We start from the raw sequence: 17,975 nt of genomic DNA, 5'->3' as shown, positions 1-17,975 counted from the left end.
TGTTATTTACCTTCACGCTTAATGGTCATTGGGTAAACCGTGTCGCCGGTATAACGACCCTGACACACGGCAGCGCCAGTCGCGCCCTGAGTACAACTGATTTCCGGCATCTGATAACGGGAGCCGTCGCTGCATTTCGCCCGGTAACGGCTGTTAATCACCAGATTTCCTGATTGCATCAGACCGGCATTTGCCACCGTGCGACAGGTCACGCCCGCGCCGTAGGTAATTTTTACCGTACCCTGACCCTGTTTAAACTGATAACGCAGCACCGGCGGTTTACCGGTAACCGGATCTTTGATATCCACCACCACATTCCAGTTACCGTTGAGAAATTTGGTCGAGCCGATTTTTACCGCATCAGGTGGCATCACTAAGGCATTTTTGCTGACAGGCACAGCCGGTACAGCAGCGACCGGTGTTTTTTCCACTTCCGCGACGGGCTCCGGAGAAGGCACCACCACAGCGGCCGGTGCGACCGGTAACGGTGTCGGTTCCGGCGTTTTCACTTCGGGGGATTTCACTTCTTCAGCCACCAGTGGCGGGGCAATCACCGCCGGTTCCGTTGTCGCAGCAGGTTTCGGCGCTTCGGTCTTCGCGGTTTCAACTTTTGGCGCAGGCGTACGGGAATATAACCAGCCTGCGGCAGAACCGGCGACGACCAGCGCCGCGACCGGCAGTGCCCAGATCAGCGGAGATTTTTTACGGCGCGGGGTCGCAACCGGTTCCGGAGCCGTAACTTCCTGTTCAGCCGCGCGGGCTTCAATGGTTTTAATTACCCGCACAGGTTCCGGCTTTTCAATGACCGGCTCCGGCGCTTTGATTTTTTCTGCTACCAGCGACAACGCTGGCAGGGGTTCATCGGCGGTCAGCGTATTGCGCAGCGCTGCGAAAGGATCAGGATTACTGACGCTGTCGAGGCTCAGGAAGCCCCAGAAGGTCAGTACAGGCTGCCCTCCGACCAGATACACATGGTTTTGATCCGGAAAACGGAAGGCTTTTTCCAGTAACGAGCCAAAAAACTGAGTGGCGGGTTTCTCAGAAGATTTTGCCGCTTTGCTGATTTGCGACACGGTGTCGAGACAGTTCTCGAGCTGGCGCAACGCCGATGCGCGCGCGGCATCTGTGGCAGCGGCCCAGGAAACGACTTTGCCTTCTCGGGGGGAATACCAGTCGAGGCGGTCACCGGCCTCATTAAGCTGCGGGATCGCCAGACAGTCGGCAATCACCGGTTGTTTACGCAGACGTAAGGTTTCGCGTAATTGCAGGGCTGATGCGTAAACCGGTAGCCCGTTTTCGCCCAGCGCAAGGATGTCATTGAGACTGCCACTGCGTAAAAATGATTTTGCCACGCCTGAATAGCCTTTATGTGTTTTGCTCCGCGCCAGCGCGCAGGCAGAAAAGGTTCATGATGCTGCCACTTTAGGCGATTTAAGCGAAATCAAACGGGTGAATAAGCGATAAAAAGGGTGGCTGTTTGTGGCGTGGAGCGCGAGGCAAAAGAGGGGAAACCCGTGCGGGGGCAAAACGCACTGTCAGCCCCCATGTGGTCGTCAGAAAATTACAGGTGGAAGTTTTCGTACAGATGGCGTTCTATCGCCATCAGTTTGTTACGGTCATAATGACCAAAAAACAGCGGCCCGCCAATGGCGTTGATCGCAGCGCCACTGGCTGTGATCGCCGCCGATTTAAAATCACCGGCTTTTATCGCCCCCGCAGTATCACGTGCAAATACCCGCGCTTCTGAAAGTGAAGCCGATGTTTCGTAAAGGCGTCCGTTTGTCACCGCAGTAATATTGCGTGAGATGCTTTGGTACGCCTGCTCCGAAATACCGACATTGGCCTCGCGCAGCATTCTGTTAACGCAATACACCGCCTGCGCGTAAATCGAGAACTTGGTGGTTCTGATTATTTGTTGCTCAAGCTGCCCTCTGCGAAAGAGTCCCTGACCATTATCACCGTATGGCATTATCATTCCTTTTGACTTTCAGTTAAAAACAAACCTCTCCGCGCGGCGGAAAATAGCCTTTCAGCCGCGACGCATAATAATAGAAAGCGATTTATTCCGACCCCTTAAAATCAGAAAAAAGTGATATGACGCAAGGATAAAACGGCAGGGTAACACGCTGTAAGATAATGACATTCACGCTGTGAATGTCATTAGATTTAGAAAGGAACTTAATTAATAATCCACCCTGTTTCAGGCAGTTTTTCAGTGCTGAAATAAGGTATCAAGCACGGAAGTAAGATGCTGACGGGCATCGGCCGACAACGACTGAAGCGGTAACGGCAGACAAGGGGCCGATACCAGGCCAAGAATTTCCGCTGCGGCGGCCACAACGCGCAGGCTGCCGTGCTGGCGGAACAGCGCCCAGAGCGGCTCCAGCTGAGCAGACAGCGCCTGCGCAGTCTGCGCATCGCCTTTTTGCGCCGCACGGGTGATCGCCAGCGGAATTTCCGGGAACAATCCGGCAATCACCGAATACCACACATCGCCGCCTTCGGTGAGCACGGTCGCCGCCGCCAGATCGCCCGCCGCGCCAAGTGTCACATGAGAAGGGACAAGTCGACGGAGTTGGTCAAGCCGTTTACGCGTGACGAGCGGATCCGCTGAAAGTCCGGGAATTTTGATACTGGCAACATGCGGCAATTGCGCGATACGTCCGTAAAGCTCATCGGTGAAATCGAAATGCGTGGTGGCCGGATTGTCGTAAACACACAACGGCACGGAAAGATGTCGGCTGACGGTTTCATACAGCGTAAACACTTCATCTTGCGTCAGTTTCTGATACGACACCGGTGCCAGCAACACGGCGCTGACGCCTGCCCGCTGGGCATCTTCTGCCAGATGCAATACATCGGAAGTCCGCACCGAGCCGATACTGACCATCACCGGAATGCCGTTGGCGTGTTCTACGGCCAGCCGCGCAACGCGGTCGCGTTCACTGTGCTTCAGATAGGCATAACTGCCCGTCGAGCCGAGCGCGCCAATGGAGTCCACACCCGCACTGACCAGCCGTTCCATCAGCCTGACAAAAGATTTCTCATCAATGCCTTTTTCAGTCAGCGGCGTAAGAGGAAAAGCACTTAATCCTGTGAACATCGGGTTCTCCCGTAAGGGTTAATTAACACGACTCATCATAGAGCAGCGATTCACTTTTTGCCCGAAACGGAGGAACCGGCATCCGGTTTCAGGCGCAACATATCCAGCCAGCCGATCAGCGTCAGCACAGCAATAACCACGAAGGAGATTTTGAAACTCATGCCGGGCACAGACGCCCAGTCCAGCGCATCAACCAGTTGCTCACCAAGACGGGTACCGAGCGCGCCGACGGTAATCCCAAGCCCGACAGACAGTTGCAACACCGTGCTGAACAGGGTATTGGCATCGGCCATTTGTTTCGCAGGCACGTCGGAAAACGCCAGCGTGCTGATGCCGGTGAACTGCATCGAACGGCTCAGGCCGCCGAGAAACAGCAATACCATCACCAGCCAGTCAGGCGTGTCCGGCGTCAGGAACGCGCAGAACAACAGCGAGAAAACGCTCAGCAGACCGTTAACCACCAGCACCGGGCGAAAACCGAAACGACGGATCAGCGGCGTAGTGGCCGGTTTCATCGCCAGATTACCGGCAAATACCGCCAGCACCAGCAAGCCGGCATGGAAGGGATCCATGCCAAATCCGACCTGCAACATCAGCGGCAGCAGGAACGGCACGGCGCTGATAGTCACGCGAAACAGAGAACCGCCTCCCATACTGATACGAAACGTCGGAATGACTATCGCCCCGAGATGAACCATCGGTTCGGGGTCGCGGTAAAGATGCCGGATAGCCAGCACCGAAAGCACCACTCCCGTCACCAGCAACAGTATGGCGGCGGTCCATAAAATGTGGTCCTGACTGATCAGCTCCAGACCGGTCACCAGCGAAAGCATCGCCAGACCGGTCAGTACAAACCCCGGTTTGTCGAAATGCTTCGGCTCCGCGGAAGGTTCCTGCGGAAACAGACGCCACGCCAGCATCATCGCGATAATCCCGAGCGGCACATTGATATAGAAAATCCAGTGCCACGAGGCGTAATGGGTGATAAACCCGCCGAGGGGTGGCCCGAGGATCGGCGCGACCAGCGCAGGCCAGGTCAGGGTGGCAATAGCTTTAATCAGCTGCGGCTTCGGCGTCGTTTTCAACACCGTCAGACGCCCGACCGGCACCATCAACGCGCCGCCGATCCCCTGAATAATACGCAGAATGATAAATTCACTGACGCTGGAGGCCATTGCACAAAACAGTGAGGCCAGCGTGAAAACGCCGAGCGCAAACGTGAACACGTTGCGGGCACCAAAACGCTCCGCCGCCCAGCCGCTGGCGGGGATCAATACCGCCAGCGTGAGCATATAGGCGCTCATCCCGGCATTCAGATCAACAGCAGATACCCCGAAAGAAATCGCCATTTGCGGCAGTGCGGTGGCTATCACCGTACCGTCGATAAACTCCATGAAGAAAGCAGCGGCAACCAATAAAGCAATAACGGAGATCCCGGTATTAACTGCGGAGTCTCCCTGCGGATGTTCTGACGCATCCGGTTTACTGTGGCTCATTGTGTTCTGTCCCGGAAAAACCCACTCGCTACACGCTGCAGCAAAAGATAGATGATAAGTATTAAACCTATCACACACCTTTATACGGGTTATAGATCAAATGAAGATCAAAAAGAGCGATTTTTACGCTTAGTCGGCCGACGTGAAAAAATCATCCTGCAACTGACAAGCGAAATCACTGACATCTTCCTGCAGACACAGCGCAACATCCTCAGCAAAACCGCGTCGGATGAGTTCGCGTGCTGAGCCGCAATCTGCAAGTTCTGCAAGCGTCAGGTTTTGATAAACCGTCTGCGCCGCGCGGGCTTCTGCTGACAACTGACGATTGCGCAGCCGCGAAATCAATCCCCCCGCAGCGACCAGATCTTCAAGCGCCGGGCGAAGACTATTGTCCGGCCATTTTTCACCGGCGGGGATCACCAGAATGCGCGGATACTTTTCACAGGCACGCGCCGTGGCAGTGAGATTGCGCAAGCAGGCGGTGAAAATCGCCGCATTGTGTGTTTTGGCTTGAAAGGTCAGCGCCGATCCGTTCGGCGAAGGCAATACCAGCCGCGTTCCGCTAACCATTTCCTGCAGAGAGCAGGGCGAAAGGGTGAACCCCGGCCCCTGAAAACGCCGGTCAAATTGCGCGCACTGCGCATTCCGCTCAGCGGCATATTGCTGCGCGCTGGCATCCTTCCACGGATACGGAAACACCGTTGCCCCGCGCGCGGTGGCGATACTCACGCAGGTAGAAAACGACATGACATCAATAATCACGATGCAATCGGCATCTGCCGCCAGATGCTCCACCGCCTGCGCGCCCCATTCCAGACGCACGTCAAAATCAGCTTGTGAGAAATCAGTCATTACAGCGCCTTCATCAGAATTACAAAGCAAGAAAAAGAGGGTTTTTCGGGCGGAACATTCACTACACTGATTAACACGTTTTAGTTATTCGCCTGCATCAATAAAACAAGACATCAGACAATGTTCAATAGGGGATGTGAATGAAAAGTGGGGATTATTGCCGATTGCTACTGCTGGCGGCGATCTGGGGTGGCAGTTTTCTGTTTATGCGCGTGGCGGCTCCGGCGTTCGGTGCCATCAATACGGCGTTTCTTCGCGTACTGTTCGGATTTGTCGGACTGGTCGTGATCCTTGCGGTACTGAGAACGCCGCGTGATTATCAGCATAAATTTGGCCGCTCGCTGCTGCTCGGGGTGATCAACTCCGGTTTGCCTTTTCTGATGTATTGTCTGGCAGCACGCTGGTTACCCGCCGGTTATTCCGCCATTCTCAACGCCACCACGCCGCTGATGGGTGTCGTGCTCGGCGGTTTATTCTTTCATGAAACCGTGACGCTGAAAAAAGCGCTCGGTGTACTCACCGGCCTGTTCGGCATTACCTTGCTCACCACCACCGGCAGCGCGGAATCGGTGCCGCAATTACTGGCGGGCGTCATCGCCTGCCTGGTGGCGACCGGCTGTTATGCAGTGGCCGGTTTCCTCACCCGTCGCTGGATCAGCGAACGCGGCGGGTTGGATCCCAAACTGGTGGCGACCGGTAGCCAGCTCGGCGCGACACTGTTCCTGTTGCCCTTTTTCCTTTATACCTCGGCTACCGAAGCGCCGGTGACCTGGGCGCAACCGCTGGTCTGGCTCTGTGTGCTGGCCGTCGGGTTTATCTGTACGGCATGGGCGTACATTTTGTATTTCCGCCTGATAGCCGATATCGGCCCGCTGCGCAGCATGACCGTGACGTTTCTGATCCCGCCGTTCGGTATTCTGTGGGGTTATCTGCTGCTTAATGAAAAGCTGTCAGAAGGGTTCTTTGCCGGAGGCATTCTGATCTGTCTGGCGGTTTGGCTGGTACTCAGTCCCGGAAAATCGCTGGCCGGAAAACCGAAAACACCCGCACCTGAAACCAAATAATCTCAGGCGCGGGCAGGGGATTAGCCGAGGTATTCGATAATGGATAATCCGCCGTTATAGTCGGTGCTGTAGATAATTCCCTGCGCATCGACAAACACGTCGCAGGACTGGATCACCTGCGGCCTGCCGGGACGTTTATCCATCATGGTAACGGGCGCAGCGGGCACCAGCGCACCGGTTTCTTTCGGCTGGTACGGATTGCTGATGTCGTACGCACGCACACCCGCATTCTGGTAGGTGGCGAAAATCAGCGTTGAACTGATAAAGCTGCCCGGCCGGTTTTCATGCAAATTGTGCGGCCCGAAATGCGCCCCTTTGCTGACGTAATCCCGTTCCTCCGGCTGCGGAAAGGTCGAAATACTCACCGGATTCGACGGCTCGCGCACGTCAAACAGCCAGATCAGCTTCTCGCCATCTTCCTGATTATCCAGCACTGCCTCGTCGAGCACGACCAGCAAATCCCGGTCCGGCAACGGCAGCGCGGTATGCGTGCCGCCGCCAAATGGCGGACTCCAGTTGCGGTGAGAAATCAGTTGTGGCGCGCTGCGGTCTTTGATATCCAGCAACGTCAGGCCGCCGTCACGCCAGCTGGCATATGCCGTATCCCCGGTGATAATGGCATGGTGCAGCGCATAACGTTTACCTTCCGGCCAGTCCGGCGTTTCACCGCCTGCGGTATGCATCCCCGGCAGCCACCAGCGTCCGGCGACCTGCGGATTGCGCGGGTCGGCCAGATCAATCGTCAGGAAAATATAATCGCTGTAGCCATCAATCAGGGCTGAAACGTACGCCCAGCGCCCGCCGACATACCAGATGCGATGTACGCCGATACCTTCCAGCGCGAGAAAGCTGATTTCTTTTGGTTGATCGGGCACCGAAATATCAAAGATACGCACACCCGCGCTCCAGCCACGCTGCTGCGTACCCTGAACCGTCTCGCTGACGGAGCGGGTGTAATAGACTTTTTCATCGGCGAAGCGGACATCCGCGAACAAATCGCGGGCGTTGATCACCAGCAGTAAATCGTCATGCGCCTGCAAATGCACATTCCAGGTGCCCGGAGGTGCGGGGATAAAACCGGCAGGGCGCGGATTTTTGGCATCACGCACATCCACAATGGAGAAACCCTGCGACACCATGTGGCCGATATACGCGTAGCCACGATGGACCATTACCTGTACGCCGTCAGGTTTTCCGCCCTGATCGCTGTGGCCGATCAGTCGCATATTACGACTGTATTCCGGCGTAGGGAGAGATTGCGTTGTCATAGTCCGGCCTTATTTTTTGTGCTGCGCTTCAAGGGTGGCGAACCACGGCGCGATGAAATCATCAGATTTACCCCAGCCCGGGATCACTTTCGCCAGTGACGCGACGTTCACGGCATCAGGGTTGCTTGTCAGCAACGCCTGCGGGATAGCCGAGGCTTTGAATTCATAAGTCTCTGGCGTTTTTTCACCGGCAATTTTGTTAGCGACCAGACGCAGGTTGATCGCGCCGATCAGTTTCGGATCCACCGCCACGCTGAGTTTCCACGGGCTGTTGGCCGCACGCATCAGACCGATATCCTGATTGGAAATATCGATGCTGTAGAGTTTGATTTCAGTGCGACCATTCTCCTGCAAGGCTTTATACGCCCCCTGACTGAAGGCATCCCAGGTGCCCCAGATCGCGTCGATTTTTCCTTTCGGGTATTTCGCCAGCAGCGCGCCGATTTTATTGGCGGTATCGCCCTGAACATCCGACGACACCGCGCCGACCGATTCCAGCTCATGAATACCCGGATTGTCGGCTAATACTTTTTTATAGGCATCCTGACGACGTTCCATCGGCGGGAAACCGGCCACCCACAGTTTGACGATATTGGCTTTACCGTTGAAATCTTTCACCAGTTGCCCGACGGAAAGATCGGTGAGCGAGGCGTCATCCTGTTGCGTGACCGTCACGCCGGGAATATCGCCGTTCACGGCGGTATCAAACACGGAGACCGCAATGCCGCTGGCGGTAATACGTTTCAGCAAATCGGTGGAATACGGGTCACGCCCCTGCGACAAAATAATACCGTCGTATTTCTGGCTGATGGCCTGATTGACGAAATCCTGGAATTTCGCGTCATCACCGTTACTGAGGAATGTATTCACCTGAAAGCCCAGTTTGCGGCCTTCCTGAATAGCGCCGGACACAAACTGCGTGGTGTTATCGTCAGAGCCCAGATTGCGGATTACCGCAATACGCACCGGCCCTTTATGATCGGCAATGGCTTTCGGCACCGGTGCAGTATCTGCGGCGAAAGATGGAAAAACGGAGAGCAAACTTAACGCCAGTAACGACGCGGAGAACAGTTTCATGTTTATTACCCTGTGTGGTTAATCATCATTTAACGGGAGGACAATTCACGCGAGCCCTTTGTGCAGGCTTTTATAGTGGGTTAATGAATTGATTGTCCGAGTTTTCATGACGAGGTAACACTTGGCAACGACCGAAAAGGCATAAGTTAATGCCAAAGATTATTAGCCATCCGGATGTCCGGGCGTAGGATGTTAACAGCTTCTAAATTAAGGATTTCCCCATGAGTGATACAGATATCCGTGTGGTTACCGGCCCTGCCAACTACTTTTCTTCCCCCGGTGCCATCGACCGGCTGGCGCAGTTTTATACGCCGCAACAACTGGATAACGCGCTGTGGATTTACGGCGAGCGTGCACTAGTGGCTGCGCAAGATTTCCTGCCGCAAGCGTTTACTGCCCCGCAGGCGAAGCGTGTGTTGTTCGCGGCACATTGCAGCGAAACTGAAGTACAGCGCATTGCGCATATCGGCGGCAATGACCGGCAGGTGGTGATCGGCATCGGCGGCGGTGCGGTGCTGGATACCGCCAAAGTGGTGGCGCGTCGTCTCGGTTTGCCGGTAGTGGCCATTCCGACCATTGCCGCGACCTGTGCGGCCTGGACGCCATTGTCTGTGTGGTATAACGACGAAGGGCAGGCGCTGCGTTACGAAATATTCAACGACGCCAACCATCTGGTGCTGGTCGAACCGCGCATTATTCTGCGCGCACCGAAGGAATATCTGCTGGCCGGGATCGGCGATACGCTGGCGAAATGGTACGAAGCGGTGGTACTCAGCCCGCAGCCGGAAAAACTGCCATTCACCGTGCAGCTCGGCCTGAATACCGCGCTGACCATTCGGGATGTGTTGCTCAATGAAAGCGAAGCCGCGTTGCAGGCGCAGGACGATAACCAGCTGACGCAGCCATTCCTCAATGTGCTCGACGCCATTATTGCGGGCGGCGGATTAGTGGGCGGGCTGGGCGACCGCTATACGCGCATTGCAGCCGCGCATTCGGTGCATAACGGCCTGACCGCGCTGCCCCAAACTGACGCCTTCCTGCACGGCACCAAAGTCGCTTACGGCATTCTGGTGCAAAGCGCGCTGCTCAATCAACCGGAAGTGGTGCAGCAGTTAACCGCGCTGTACAAAGTGCTGAATCTGCCGGTCAGTCTGGCGCAGTTGCAGGTGGATATTCATGATGAGAAACAGTTTTCCCGCCTGATTGAGCGCACGCTCCAACCCGGAGAATCCATTCATCTGTTGCCGGGAAACCCCAACGCCGAACAACTGCGTCTGGCGTTTGAGTTTGTTGAGAATAAATAAGGCATCGGGGTCTTTAATTCCCTGAACAGAAAAACCCGGCATCAGCCGGGTTTACTTTATATTTTTACGTTTAACGACCTTAATGCCTGCCTTCACAATTGCCTCAATCATAACCATTATCAACAAGGTTGGAATTAATCCTGTGACGGAGAGCAACACGACAAAAATATCATCCTGCAATCCAGGCCATGGGGGGGCTCCGTAATCTGGTTTCATCAGTTGATCAAAATAATCCGCGATGGCTATCGATTTGATGTATTCATAATCAATCAGCCAGCCGGGGAAGGGCGACAGCAGGTAGTAATCTATAAAAATAAAAAGCGCCAGCCGCACCGCTATCTTACAGAATAAGGCATGGCGCATTCATATCCCCCGTAACTTCGATTTCTCCATATGCCTTCAGATGTATGATTGGGATGTCTCTAGTGTGCGAATTCAACAACGCGCTTCTGAGCTTGTCAAAATCGGCATGATACATGAATGTTAAACACCCATCTGATACGCCGGTACCATCCGGTCGCAATGGATGCAAACGGAAACTTCTGCGCAAGGTCTCACCGATATAAGTTGAATCATCGATCAAGCCATCTTGTCGATACAGGGCAAACCAAGATGAGTAATCATTACCCGTGCGAATATGCTTTTCGTACTCCTTTAATCTCGACCTCACTCCCCCTCTGGGGCGGTCAACAATCCAGTATTTACCCGTCGGAATTGGCCCATTCTCATTACCTCCACAACCTATTCTGTTTGTGTGCGGGAATAAGCCTGAAAATACAGGAAAGATCCCAACCCCAGCACAATAAAGTTTTGCAATTTTTCCACTCTCATAAAGGCGATTAAAATCCACTCTGCATGAAATCATCCCTGTCTCCGTTTATGCGTAAATGCTGGAGTTCCACTGATCGGTAAAACTGATATGTCCGTCGAGGTACAACCATGTAATTTTCTGATACCCAAGGCCAATGGACTCCGTGGGCATACTGGCCTGTCCGTCAGCTTGTTTGAAATTGTGCATATGTGGATTGATGTTAAGTATACGCACGCCTTCCATTGTCATATTCAAAAACTCTTCCTCCATACCAGCCGCATTAATGCGGTACCATTTAATCACCGCCTTTTGCAGCTTTTCGCTGGTGGCGACGGCACGGTAGAGGTAGGGAGTAGATTTATCGAACTCTTTTACAAGTCCCATGGTTTGATGAACACGGGTAGATGTCAGCCGACCGGTATTGCCATCGAAGGGTACGGAAAGACCATGCGTGAAGCTTTGAATCTCGATCGCGCCTTCACGGCTTAAAACCTCAGAACCGCCATAAAGTAGTGCGCCATTTGCATCGTATAGCCAGAGATATGCGGGGCTAGCCATAATGAAACTCCTTTTTAAAATGAGGAATGACGTTATGCCTGCGAAGGGGAGTTAACAATTAGTGACCGTTGCAAAAAAGCAATTTTCAGAAATTTAGTATCAATGAGAAATGTGGCATTACAGACTCCCCAGCTTTTACGAAGATCAGGCCGGGGAGGCCAGCAATATTTACGGATGCTGCTTCGCAAACTCTTCTTTGGCTTTTTGCAACTGTTGCTGGAAAGCAGAGTTGGTATGCAGGGTTGCCACTACTGCGGAACCGACGATGCGCGCGGCATCGACATCGCTTTGCCAGTGGTAGCCGCAAATTACCCGGCTCTGACCTAAATCGAAACCGCGTTGCAGGATTTGGTCCTGGCGCTGCGGGTTAATTTCGGTCAGCACCAGCGCGGTGGCCCAGCCAATTGAGGTGTGGCCGGAAGGATACGAACCGTTTTTCGACAGTTTATCCTGCTCGGTGGTGTTACAGGTCGGCACGCCGTAGAAGGCAAACGGACGAATGCGCATGTACTTTTCTTTGGCGGAACGCGTCGCCAGATCACCTGCATCTTCAATCATATTGGTCAGCAGTTTGTGCAGTTCCGGGGTGTCTTTGGCGGTGATTGGCGAACCAAAGGCACCGGAGAAGGCGTTCGCGACACCACCCGCACTCAGGTTGGCATCTTCTGCCGCCAGTTTGCCACGTTCAGTTGAGCGCAGCAGACGACCCTGTTCATACATGGCCTGATCGTTCAAAAAAGCAATACTGCCCACTGCGGGTGGTGGCGGAAGCAGCGCCAGACTGTTAATCGCCTGATCGTTTTTTAAGTAGTAGAGGTCTGGTTTGGTGGTCGCATCGTTGCCGGTCAGGGCAAACGCATTGACAGTGAAAAGACTGGCGAGGCAAAAAGTAGTAATAATTTTCATCAAAGTTTCCTTACAACTGCTGAATGATCATCACGAATTCATTTTCGTAACATTTCCCAACATTTCTAAGTTAACCAAATTCTGTGCAATAGCGTTTGTATGATGTCCGAAAACGAGAAACTCATCACGCATATCAATAGATATCAGGCAGTGAGACTGCTTTCAGTCACCCCGGATAAACGGCAGTTAAACGGCCTGCACTTATTCCGACAACCTCGCTTATCTTTAAAACCACGTTGTAAAGAGGTTTAAAAATTGGGTGATACCGTGATTATTTCAGGCAGCGGAAATAGATCATGGAACACATCCCTCTCAATGAAACCGAATCACTCAGCGAAGCGTATCCCGTTGAACACACCATAAAAAAAACCAGCGGATTCAGCCTGTTTGTCGATCTTCTGAGCGGAACGTGCGTGCCGGACAACCTGTGGCGCGACCGGATGTTCCGGGTCAAATACGCCGTGCGCACCTTACTGCATCCGCTCGATACCCTGAAGGTGTTGAATAAGATGGCTGCTGAGCCGGTCTGGCAGGAAGCTTTCACCGTACAGACCAAATTGCCGAGTAAAATTCATAAGCCGTATCTGCACCTCGGTTTACATTCTGCCGGACGTGCTGATGCACTGGTTGATCACTACGCATTCGTCAAAAACCTGGAAAACGTCCGCCTGCGCAATACCTTTCTGAGCGCAACCGGCAACACCATCACCCGGTTCACCGGCAAAGACGGTGAAGCTTTCCAGGTGGTGCTGGGTTCCATCGGCAAATCCGAGCGCGAAGGCGAGGCCAACATGTTCCTTTATATGGAGGACACGTTGCTTGCGGCGCTGACGTTTAGCATTGTGAAACGTCCGCAAGGGAGGACACTGATTATCGGCGGTTTCCAGGGGGCACACCGCTCAACGCCACATGAAGTGATTAAGCAGGCGACCAAATCCTGTTACGGATTGTTCCCGAAACGCCTGCTGCTGGAAAGCCTGCAACGTGTCGCGGCCGAAACCGGCGTGCAGCGCATTCTTGCGGTCAGCGATACCGGCCATGTGTTCCGCAGCCTGCGCTACCGTCACCGCAAGAAAAACGTGTTTGTCGCCAGTTATAACGAATTCTGGGATTCCATCAGCGCCACGCCCGCGTCTTCAGCCTTATATCACGTACCACTGGAACTGCCGCGCAAACCGATGGAAGAGATTGCCAGCAAGAAACGTTCCGAATACCGCAAGCGTTATACCTTGCTTGATGAATTGCATGAGAGCACAGCGTCTTTACTGAACGCCTGACCTCAGATTTACCCGTAAATCACCCGCTGTATCAGGGGCCAGGGAACGGCCTTTTGTTCAGTCCCCCAACGCTTATGCCTGACCTTCAACGAAAATTCTGATGCGGATGTAAAATTTCCGCATGGGTTAAGTGGCGGTTTTGTAGAGCAATAGTCAGTTAATCATTCGATTTAAAACTAATACGATCTGAACCATCTCGTGAATTGTGTATTTTTGATGGTGAGGAATGTTACACGTATCGCAAAATCTTATCGCCAGCCGCCCCCTGCTGTTTTAAATGTGATGTTATTCACATCTATTCATTCATCTCGCCTATATAAAACGTCATCTCTATAAAAACAAAACACCGGTTCATTTTATAAATATCTCTCTGGGCGGATAACCTATGAACGCAGAAAAACCTATTTTATTTAAACATCAGCTGGCGTATGGCGGCGGAAATCTGTTGGGCAGCGGTGCACTGGCGATCGCCGGGATCTGGCTGCTGTACTTCTACACCACATTTTGTGGCCTGACGCTGCTACAGGCATCGGCGATCTTCTCCGTCGCCAGCATCATCGATGCCATCAGTAACCCGCTGATGGGTTATCTCTCGGATAACTTTGGTAAAACACGCCTCGGCAAACGTTTTGGCCGCCGCCGTTTCTTCATTTTACTGGGCGTGCCACTGATGATGTTCTATCCGTTGCTGTGGGTTGAAGGCTTCGGATTCTGGTATTACCTCTCGACTTACGTGATGTTCGAGCTGATTTACACCTCGGTGATGGTGCCGTATGAAACGCTCGCGACCGAAATGACTACCGATTTCTCCGCCCGTTCAAAACTGACCGGCTATAAAGCGATTTTCGGCAAAGTAGCGAACTTCCTCGCCGCGTTCATTCCGGGCCAGTTCATTCTGATCTACGGCAAAGACTCCGCGCAGCCGTTTTTCTACACCGCACTGACGTATGGCGTGATCTTGTTTATCGCCCTGGGCATGTTGTATCTCTCTTCCTGGGAACGCCCGGTAGAAGAAACCACGCCGGTCGATGAGAAGAAAATGACCCTCGGCAAAACCATGCTGACGCTGGTTCGCGACATGAAATCGACATTCCACCTGCGTGTGTTCCGTAAGCATCTGGGCATGTATCTGTGTGGCTTCGGGGCAGAATGGCTGTTTGCTTCCGTTTTCACCTACTTCATCATTTTCGTGCTGCAATATGATCCGACGATGGTTGCCGGCCTGAGCAGCCTGAACTCGATGCTGCAACTGTTCTCTACCGCGATATTTATCGGCATCTGCGTCAGGCACGGATTCAGCAAGCCTTACATTCTGGCGCTGGGCATCGTGATTTTCTCGGTCATTTGCTACAGCCTGCTGCACGTCCTGCATCTGCCGCAGCAATATGCCACAGCGGCCATGCTGACTATCACGGTCATCTTCGGTATCGGTACCGGCGGCGTGTATTACATTCCGTGGACGGTTTATACCTTCCTGGCTGACATTGATGAAGCCTTCACCGGCCGTCGCCGCGAGGGGATTTACGCCGGTGCGATGACCTTCTCCGGCAAACTGATGCGCTCGGTGATTGTTTTCGTGATGGGTGCCATTTTGAGCTTCTACGGCTTCCAGTCCAAATCTCATACCCAGCCTGAAAGTGCGGTGATGGCGATTGCGCTGGTGTTCTGTATCGGTGTTATTGCGCTGGCGCTGATGGCTATCGTGTTCAGCAATCAGATGAAACTGAACCGCAAAACTCACCTTGTGGTGCTGGGCGAAGTAGCACGTATCAAAGCGGGCGGGCAGATTAGCCAGGTTCAGCCGGAAGTACGGGCGGTGATGGAAGAACTGATTGGTTATCCGTATGAACAGTGCTGGGGTAACAGCGTCGTCTGCCGCAAAATTTTCGATACGCCTGCCGTTGAGGTCACCGAACCCAAACCGATGGTGAGCACCACACAACAACCTTAACACCTGATTTAACTCTGTTTTACCACTTTTCCGACTGGCCGGGTAACCGGCCAGTGACCCCTCACGTTTTTAGGATAAGAACGATTATGTGGGCATCAAAATTTGTCATTGTCGCGCTGTCCCTCGGAATGAGCGCACAAAGCCTGGCCGCTGCATTGCCGGATACCGGCAAACTGGTCTGGCACAGCATCACATTTGGTCAGTCAACCGACGTCAATTTCGCCACCAACGTTCTGCCGGAGAAAATCGGCATGAACGAAACCTTACTGGCAGATGGCAAAGCAGTTCCGGCGGCGGGCACCGTGCTCAGCACGCCGTTCACACTCGAAAGCCGTGGCGGCAAAGTCGGTAACAGTCACGACGGCTTAACTTATTTCTATACACGCTTACCGGCGCAGGTGAATTTCCAGCTTGAAGCGGAGATCACACTCAACCAGTTCGGGCCGGAAAATGGTGCGAAACCCGCCGGGCAGGAAGGGGCCGGATTACTGGTACGCGATATTCTGGGCAATCCGCGTGAGCCGGTGACCAAACCGGGGATTGAGGAGTTACCGGCAGCATCAAATATGGTGATGAACAGTGTCATGGCCATCGGCGATAAACCGCCGGTGCTGGCGATGATTGCCCGTCAGGGCGTACAGCAACCCTGGGGAAATACCGGCATCAGCATGGTACGTGAAAGCTATCATCCGCTGAGTACGCCAGCCCGTTTTTCGCTGCGACTGACCCGCACTGACAACGGTTTTACCGTCGCCTATGCGCCACAAGGCAGCGATCAGTGGGTAAGCAAATCCGTGCAGCGCGCGGACAGCGTGACACAACTGGATAAAACCGGTTATTACGTCGGTTTCTTCGCCTCACGCAATGCCAAAATGACGGTAGATCACGCAAAGCTGACACTCAGCGAAGCGCATACTCAGCCCTCTGCGCCGTATGTGACACCGTCACTTAATGCGCGTATTGAGGTGATGTCATCGCCGGTCATTACCCGCCGCGACAGCGTGTTCCAGTTACGTACTAACGGTGACGGACAGGTGCAGGTTGCTCAGAATGGCAAACCGCTGTTGCCGCAAAAAGCGGTACGCGGTGGTGAAGTGGTCGCGGTTGCGTTTCATGCTGAACAACCGGTGACAGCGCTGAAAATAACCTACACACCGGCAGACGGCAAACCGGTGACGCAGGAATTTGCGGTGAGTATGGCGCTGGTCAGCAATCCTGACCAGTTGTATGTTTCACCGGCTGGCGCGGCAGGTAATGACGGCTCGGCTGAACATCCGCTGGATTTTAACAGTGCCGTTAATCTTTTAGCACCGGGCGGCACGCTGTGGCTGAAAGAGGGTGATTATCCGGAAAGCGTGATCCCGGCAACCGCCAGCGGCACCGACAAAAACCGGAAAACCCTGCGTGCACAGGGCGACAACGTAGTGTTTAACGGCCTGACACTCAATGCCAGCTACTGGAATATTCAGGGCATTACCATTACGCAAAAAAGCTTTCATATTGCCGGAAGCTATAACCATATCGACCGCGTGAAGGCGCATCACGCCGACGATACCGGCATCTGGGTGGCATCGCCGGACGGCATCGGGCGGGCATTATGGGCCAGCCATAATCTCATCAGCAATGCTGAGTCCTGGGGAAATCAGGATCCGGGGCGCAAGAACGCCGACGGATTTGCCGTCAAAATGCGCGTGGGCGAGGGTAACCGGCTGGTGAACTGTTATTCCCACGACAATATTGACGATGGTTTCGACCTGTTCAACAAAATCGAAGACGGCCCGAACGGCAGTGTGACCATTGAGCACAGCCTGTCAGTGAACAACGGCAGCAATGGTTTCAAACTGGGTGGCGAAGGATTACCGGTCAGCCATGTGGTGCGTCACAACGTCGCGGTAGGCAACGGCATGGACGGCTTTACCGACAACTTCAATCCGGGCGCGCTGGTTATCGAAGACAACCGCGCAGTCGATAACAAACGCTTCAACTTCCTGTTCCGGCCTTCGCCATACACCACGGCTGACAAGCAGGGCACTTTTAAGGACAACATTTCGCTGCGCACCACCGCAGGAAAGTATGACGATGCCGTGACCGGTAATGTGGATAACAGCAATTATTTTTACGCTGACCACAAAACGGTGAATACAAAGCATCAGGAAATTAAACCGGGAGATTATATTTCTCTGCGGTTGCCGGATCCGATTACCCGTCTTTCAGACGGCGGATTTAATTATGCTGACTTTTTGAAAAACAAATAAAGCGGCGTTATTAATAGTCAATACTTTATATAAAACAATACTACTCAATATCT

General features: G+C 53.5%; 16 protein-coding genes. 5 read left to right on the top strand and 11 right to left on the bottom strand.

What is annotated here, in order from left to right:
* Window positions 1-2 precede the first annotated feature (2 nt).
* The 5 genes from EX31_RS01410 to EX31_RS01390 all read right to left on the bottom strand — a co-directional run bounded on the left by EX31_RS01410 (window position 3) and on the right by EX31_RS01390 (window position 5,451).
* Window positions 3-1,352: an SrfA family protein gene (locus EX31_RS01410; protein ID WP_037032968.1), complete on the bottom strand. Its 1,350-nt coding sequence runs from the start codon at window positions 1,350-1,352 to the stop codon at window positions 3-5.
* 209 nt (window positions 1,353-1,561) lie between these two features.
* Window positions 1,562-1,969, bottom strand: a complete 408-nt coding sequence (locus EX31_RS01405) for a hypothetical protein (RefSeq protein WP_037032967.1) — start codon at window positions 1,967-1,969, stop codon at window positions 1,562-1,564.
* 243 nt (window positions 1,970-2,212) lie between these two features.
* Window positions 2,213-3,103, bottom strand: coding sequence for a dihydrodipicolinate synthase family protein (locus EX31_RS01400; protein ID WP_037032966.1), 891 nt, complete (start codon window positions 3,101-3,103; stop codon window positions 2,213-2,215).
* A 50-nt stretch (window positions 3,104-3,153) separates the two neighbouring features.
* Entirely contained in the window at window positions 3,154-4,599 is a 1,446-nt protein-coding gene (locus tag EX31_RS01395; RefSeq protein ID WP_013577738.1) for a DHA2 family efflux MFS transporter permease subunit, read from the bottom strand.
* Between the two features lie 129 nt (window positions 4,600-4,728).
* The gene (locus tag EX31_RS01390) at window positions 4,729-5,451 is read right to left on the bottom strand and encodes a 2-phosphosulfolactate phosphatase (RefSeq protein WP_037032965.1); all 723 of its coding nucleotides are present in this window, start codon (window positions 5,449-5,451) and stop codon (window positions 4,729-4,731) included.
* 140 nt (window positions 5,452-5,591) lie between these two features.
* On the opposite strand from EX31_RS01390, the gene EX31_RS01385 reads away from it, so the two are divergent.
* A complete protein-coding gene (locus EX31_RS01385) occupies window positions 5,592-6,515 on the top strand; it encodes a DMT family transporter (RefSeq protein ID WP_037032964.1) in 924 nt (307 codons plus the stop codon).
* 20 nt (window positions 6,516-6,535) lie between these two features.
* Here EX31_RS01385 and EX31_RS01380 read toward each other — a convergent pair whose 3' ends face one another.
* Together EX31_RS01380 and EX31_RS01375 are read right to left on the bottom strand one after the other, a co-directional pair.
* Window positions 6,536-7,783 carry an LVIVD repeat-containing protein gene (locus tag EX31_RS01380; RefSeq protein WP_037032963.1) on the bottom strand — a complete coding sequence of 416 codons (1,248 nt, stop codon included), beginning with the start codon at window positions 7,781-7,783 and terminating at the stop codon, window positions 6,536-6,538.
* A gap of 9 nt (window positions 7,784-7,792) precedes the next feature.
* Window positions 7,793-8,860, bottom strand: a complete 1,068-nt coding sequence (locus EX31_RS01375; RefSeq protein ID WP_037032962.1) for a sugar ABC transporter substrate-binding protein — start codon at window positions 8,858-8,860, stop codon at window positions 7,793-7,795.
* A 221-nt stretch (window positions 8,861-9,081) separates the two neighbouring features.
* On the opposite strand from EX31_RS01375, the gene EX31_RS01370 reads away from it, so the two are divergent.
* Window positions 9,082-10,164, top strand: coding sequence for an oxidoreductase (locus EX31_RS01370; protein ID WP_037032961.1), 1,083 nt, complete (start codon window positions 9,082-9,084; stop codon window positions 10,162-10,164).
* Window positions 10,165-10,215: 51 nt separating this feature from the next.
* Here EX31_RS01370 and EX31_RS01365 read toward each other — a convergent pair whose 3' ends face one another.
* The 4 genes from EX31_RS01365 to phoC form a co-directional block, all read right to left on the bottom strand.
* A complete protein-coding gene (locus tag EX31_RS01365) occupies window positions 10,216-10,527 on the bottom strand; it encodes a hypothetical protein (RefSeq protein ID WP_013577732.1) in 312 nt (103 codons plus the stop codon).
* Window positions 10,505-11,029, bottom strand: a complete 525-nt coding sequence (locus EX31_RS01360) for a DUF2778 domain-containing protein (RefSeq protein ID WP_013577731.1) — start codon at window positions 11,027-11,029, stop codon at window positions 10,505-10,507. Before EX31_RS01360 ends, EX31_RS01365 begins: the two co-directional genes overlap by 23 nt.
* Window positions 11,030-11,041: 12 nt before the next feature.
* Window positions 11,042-11,533: an Hcp family type VI secretion system effector gene (locus EX31_RS01355; protein WP_013577730.1), complete on the bottom strand. Its 492-nt coding sequence runs from the start codon at window positions 11,531-11,533 to the stop codon at window positions 11,042-11,044.
* A gap of 168 nt (window positions 11,534-11,701) precedes the next feature.
* The gene (gene phoC / locus EX31_RS01350) at window positions 11,702-12,439 is read right to left on the bottom strand and encodes an acid phosphatase PhoC (protein WP_013577729.1); all 738 of its coding nucleotides are present in this window, start codon (window positions 12,437-12,439) and stop codon (window positions 11,702-11,704) included.
* A 296-nt stretch (window positions 12,440-12,735) separates the two neighbouring features.
* On the opposite strand from phoC, the gene EX31_RS01345 reads away from it, so the two are divergent.
* From EX31_RS01345 to EX31_RS01335, 3 genes are all read left to right on the top strand, one after another.
* On the top strand, window positions 12,736-13,716 hold the full coding sequence (locus EX31_RS01345) for a VirK/YbjX family protein (protein ID WP_051930974.1): 981 nt from the start codon (window positions 12,736-12,738) through the stop codon (window positions 13,714-13,716).
* Window positions 13,717-14,101: 385 nt separating this feature from the next.
* A complete protein-coding gene (locus EX31_RS01340; RefSeq protein WP_014416485.1) occupies window positions 14,102-15,667 on the top strand; it encodes an MFS transporter in 1,566 nt (521 codons plus the stop codon).
* 86 nt (window positions 15,668-15,753) lie between these two features.
* Window positions 15,754-17,922 carry a right-handed parallel beta-helix repeat-containing protein gene (locus EX31_RS01335; protein WP_037032960.1) on the top strand — a complete coding sequence of 723 codons (2,169 nt, stop codon included), beginning with the start codon at window positions 15,754-15,756 and terminating at the stop codon, window positions 17,920-17,922.
* The last annotated feature ends 53 nt before the right edge of the window (window positions 17,923-17,975 follow it).

The organism is Rahnella sp. WP5 (assembly GCF_000745615.1).
GTDB classification, from domain to species: Bacteria; Pseudomonadota; Gammaproteobacteria; order Enterobacterales; family Enterobacteriaceae; genus Rahnella; species Rahnella aceris.
The sequence above is the reverse complement of the archived record's forward strand: the minus strand, read 5'-3'. Positions and strand labels throughout refer to the sequence as shown.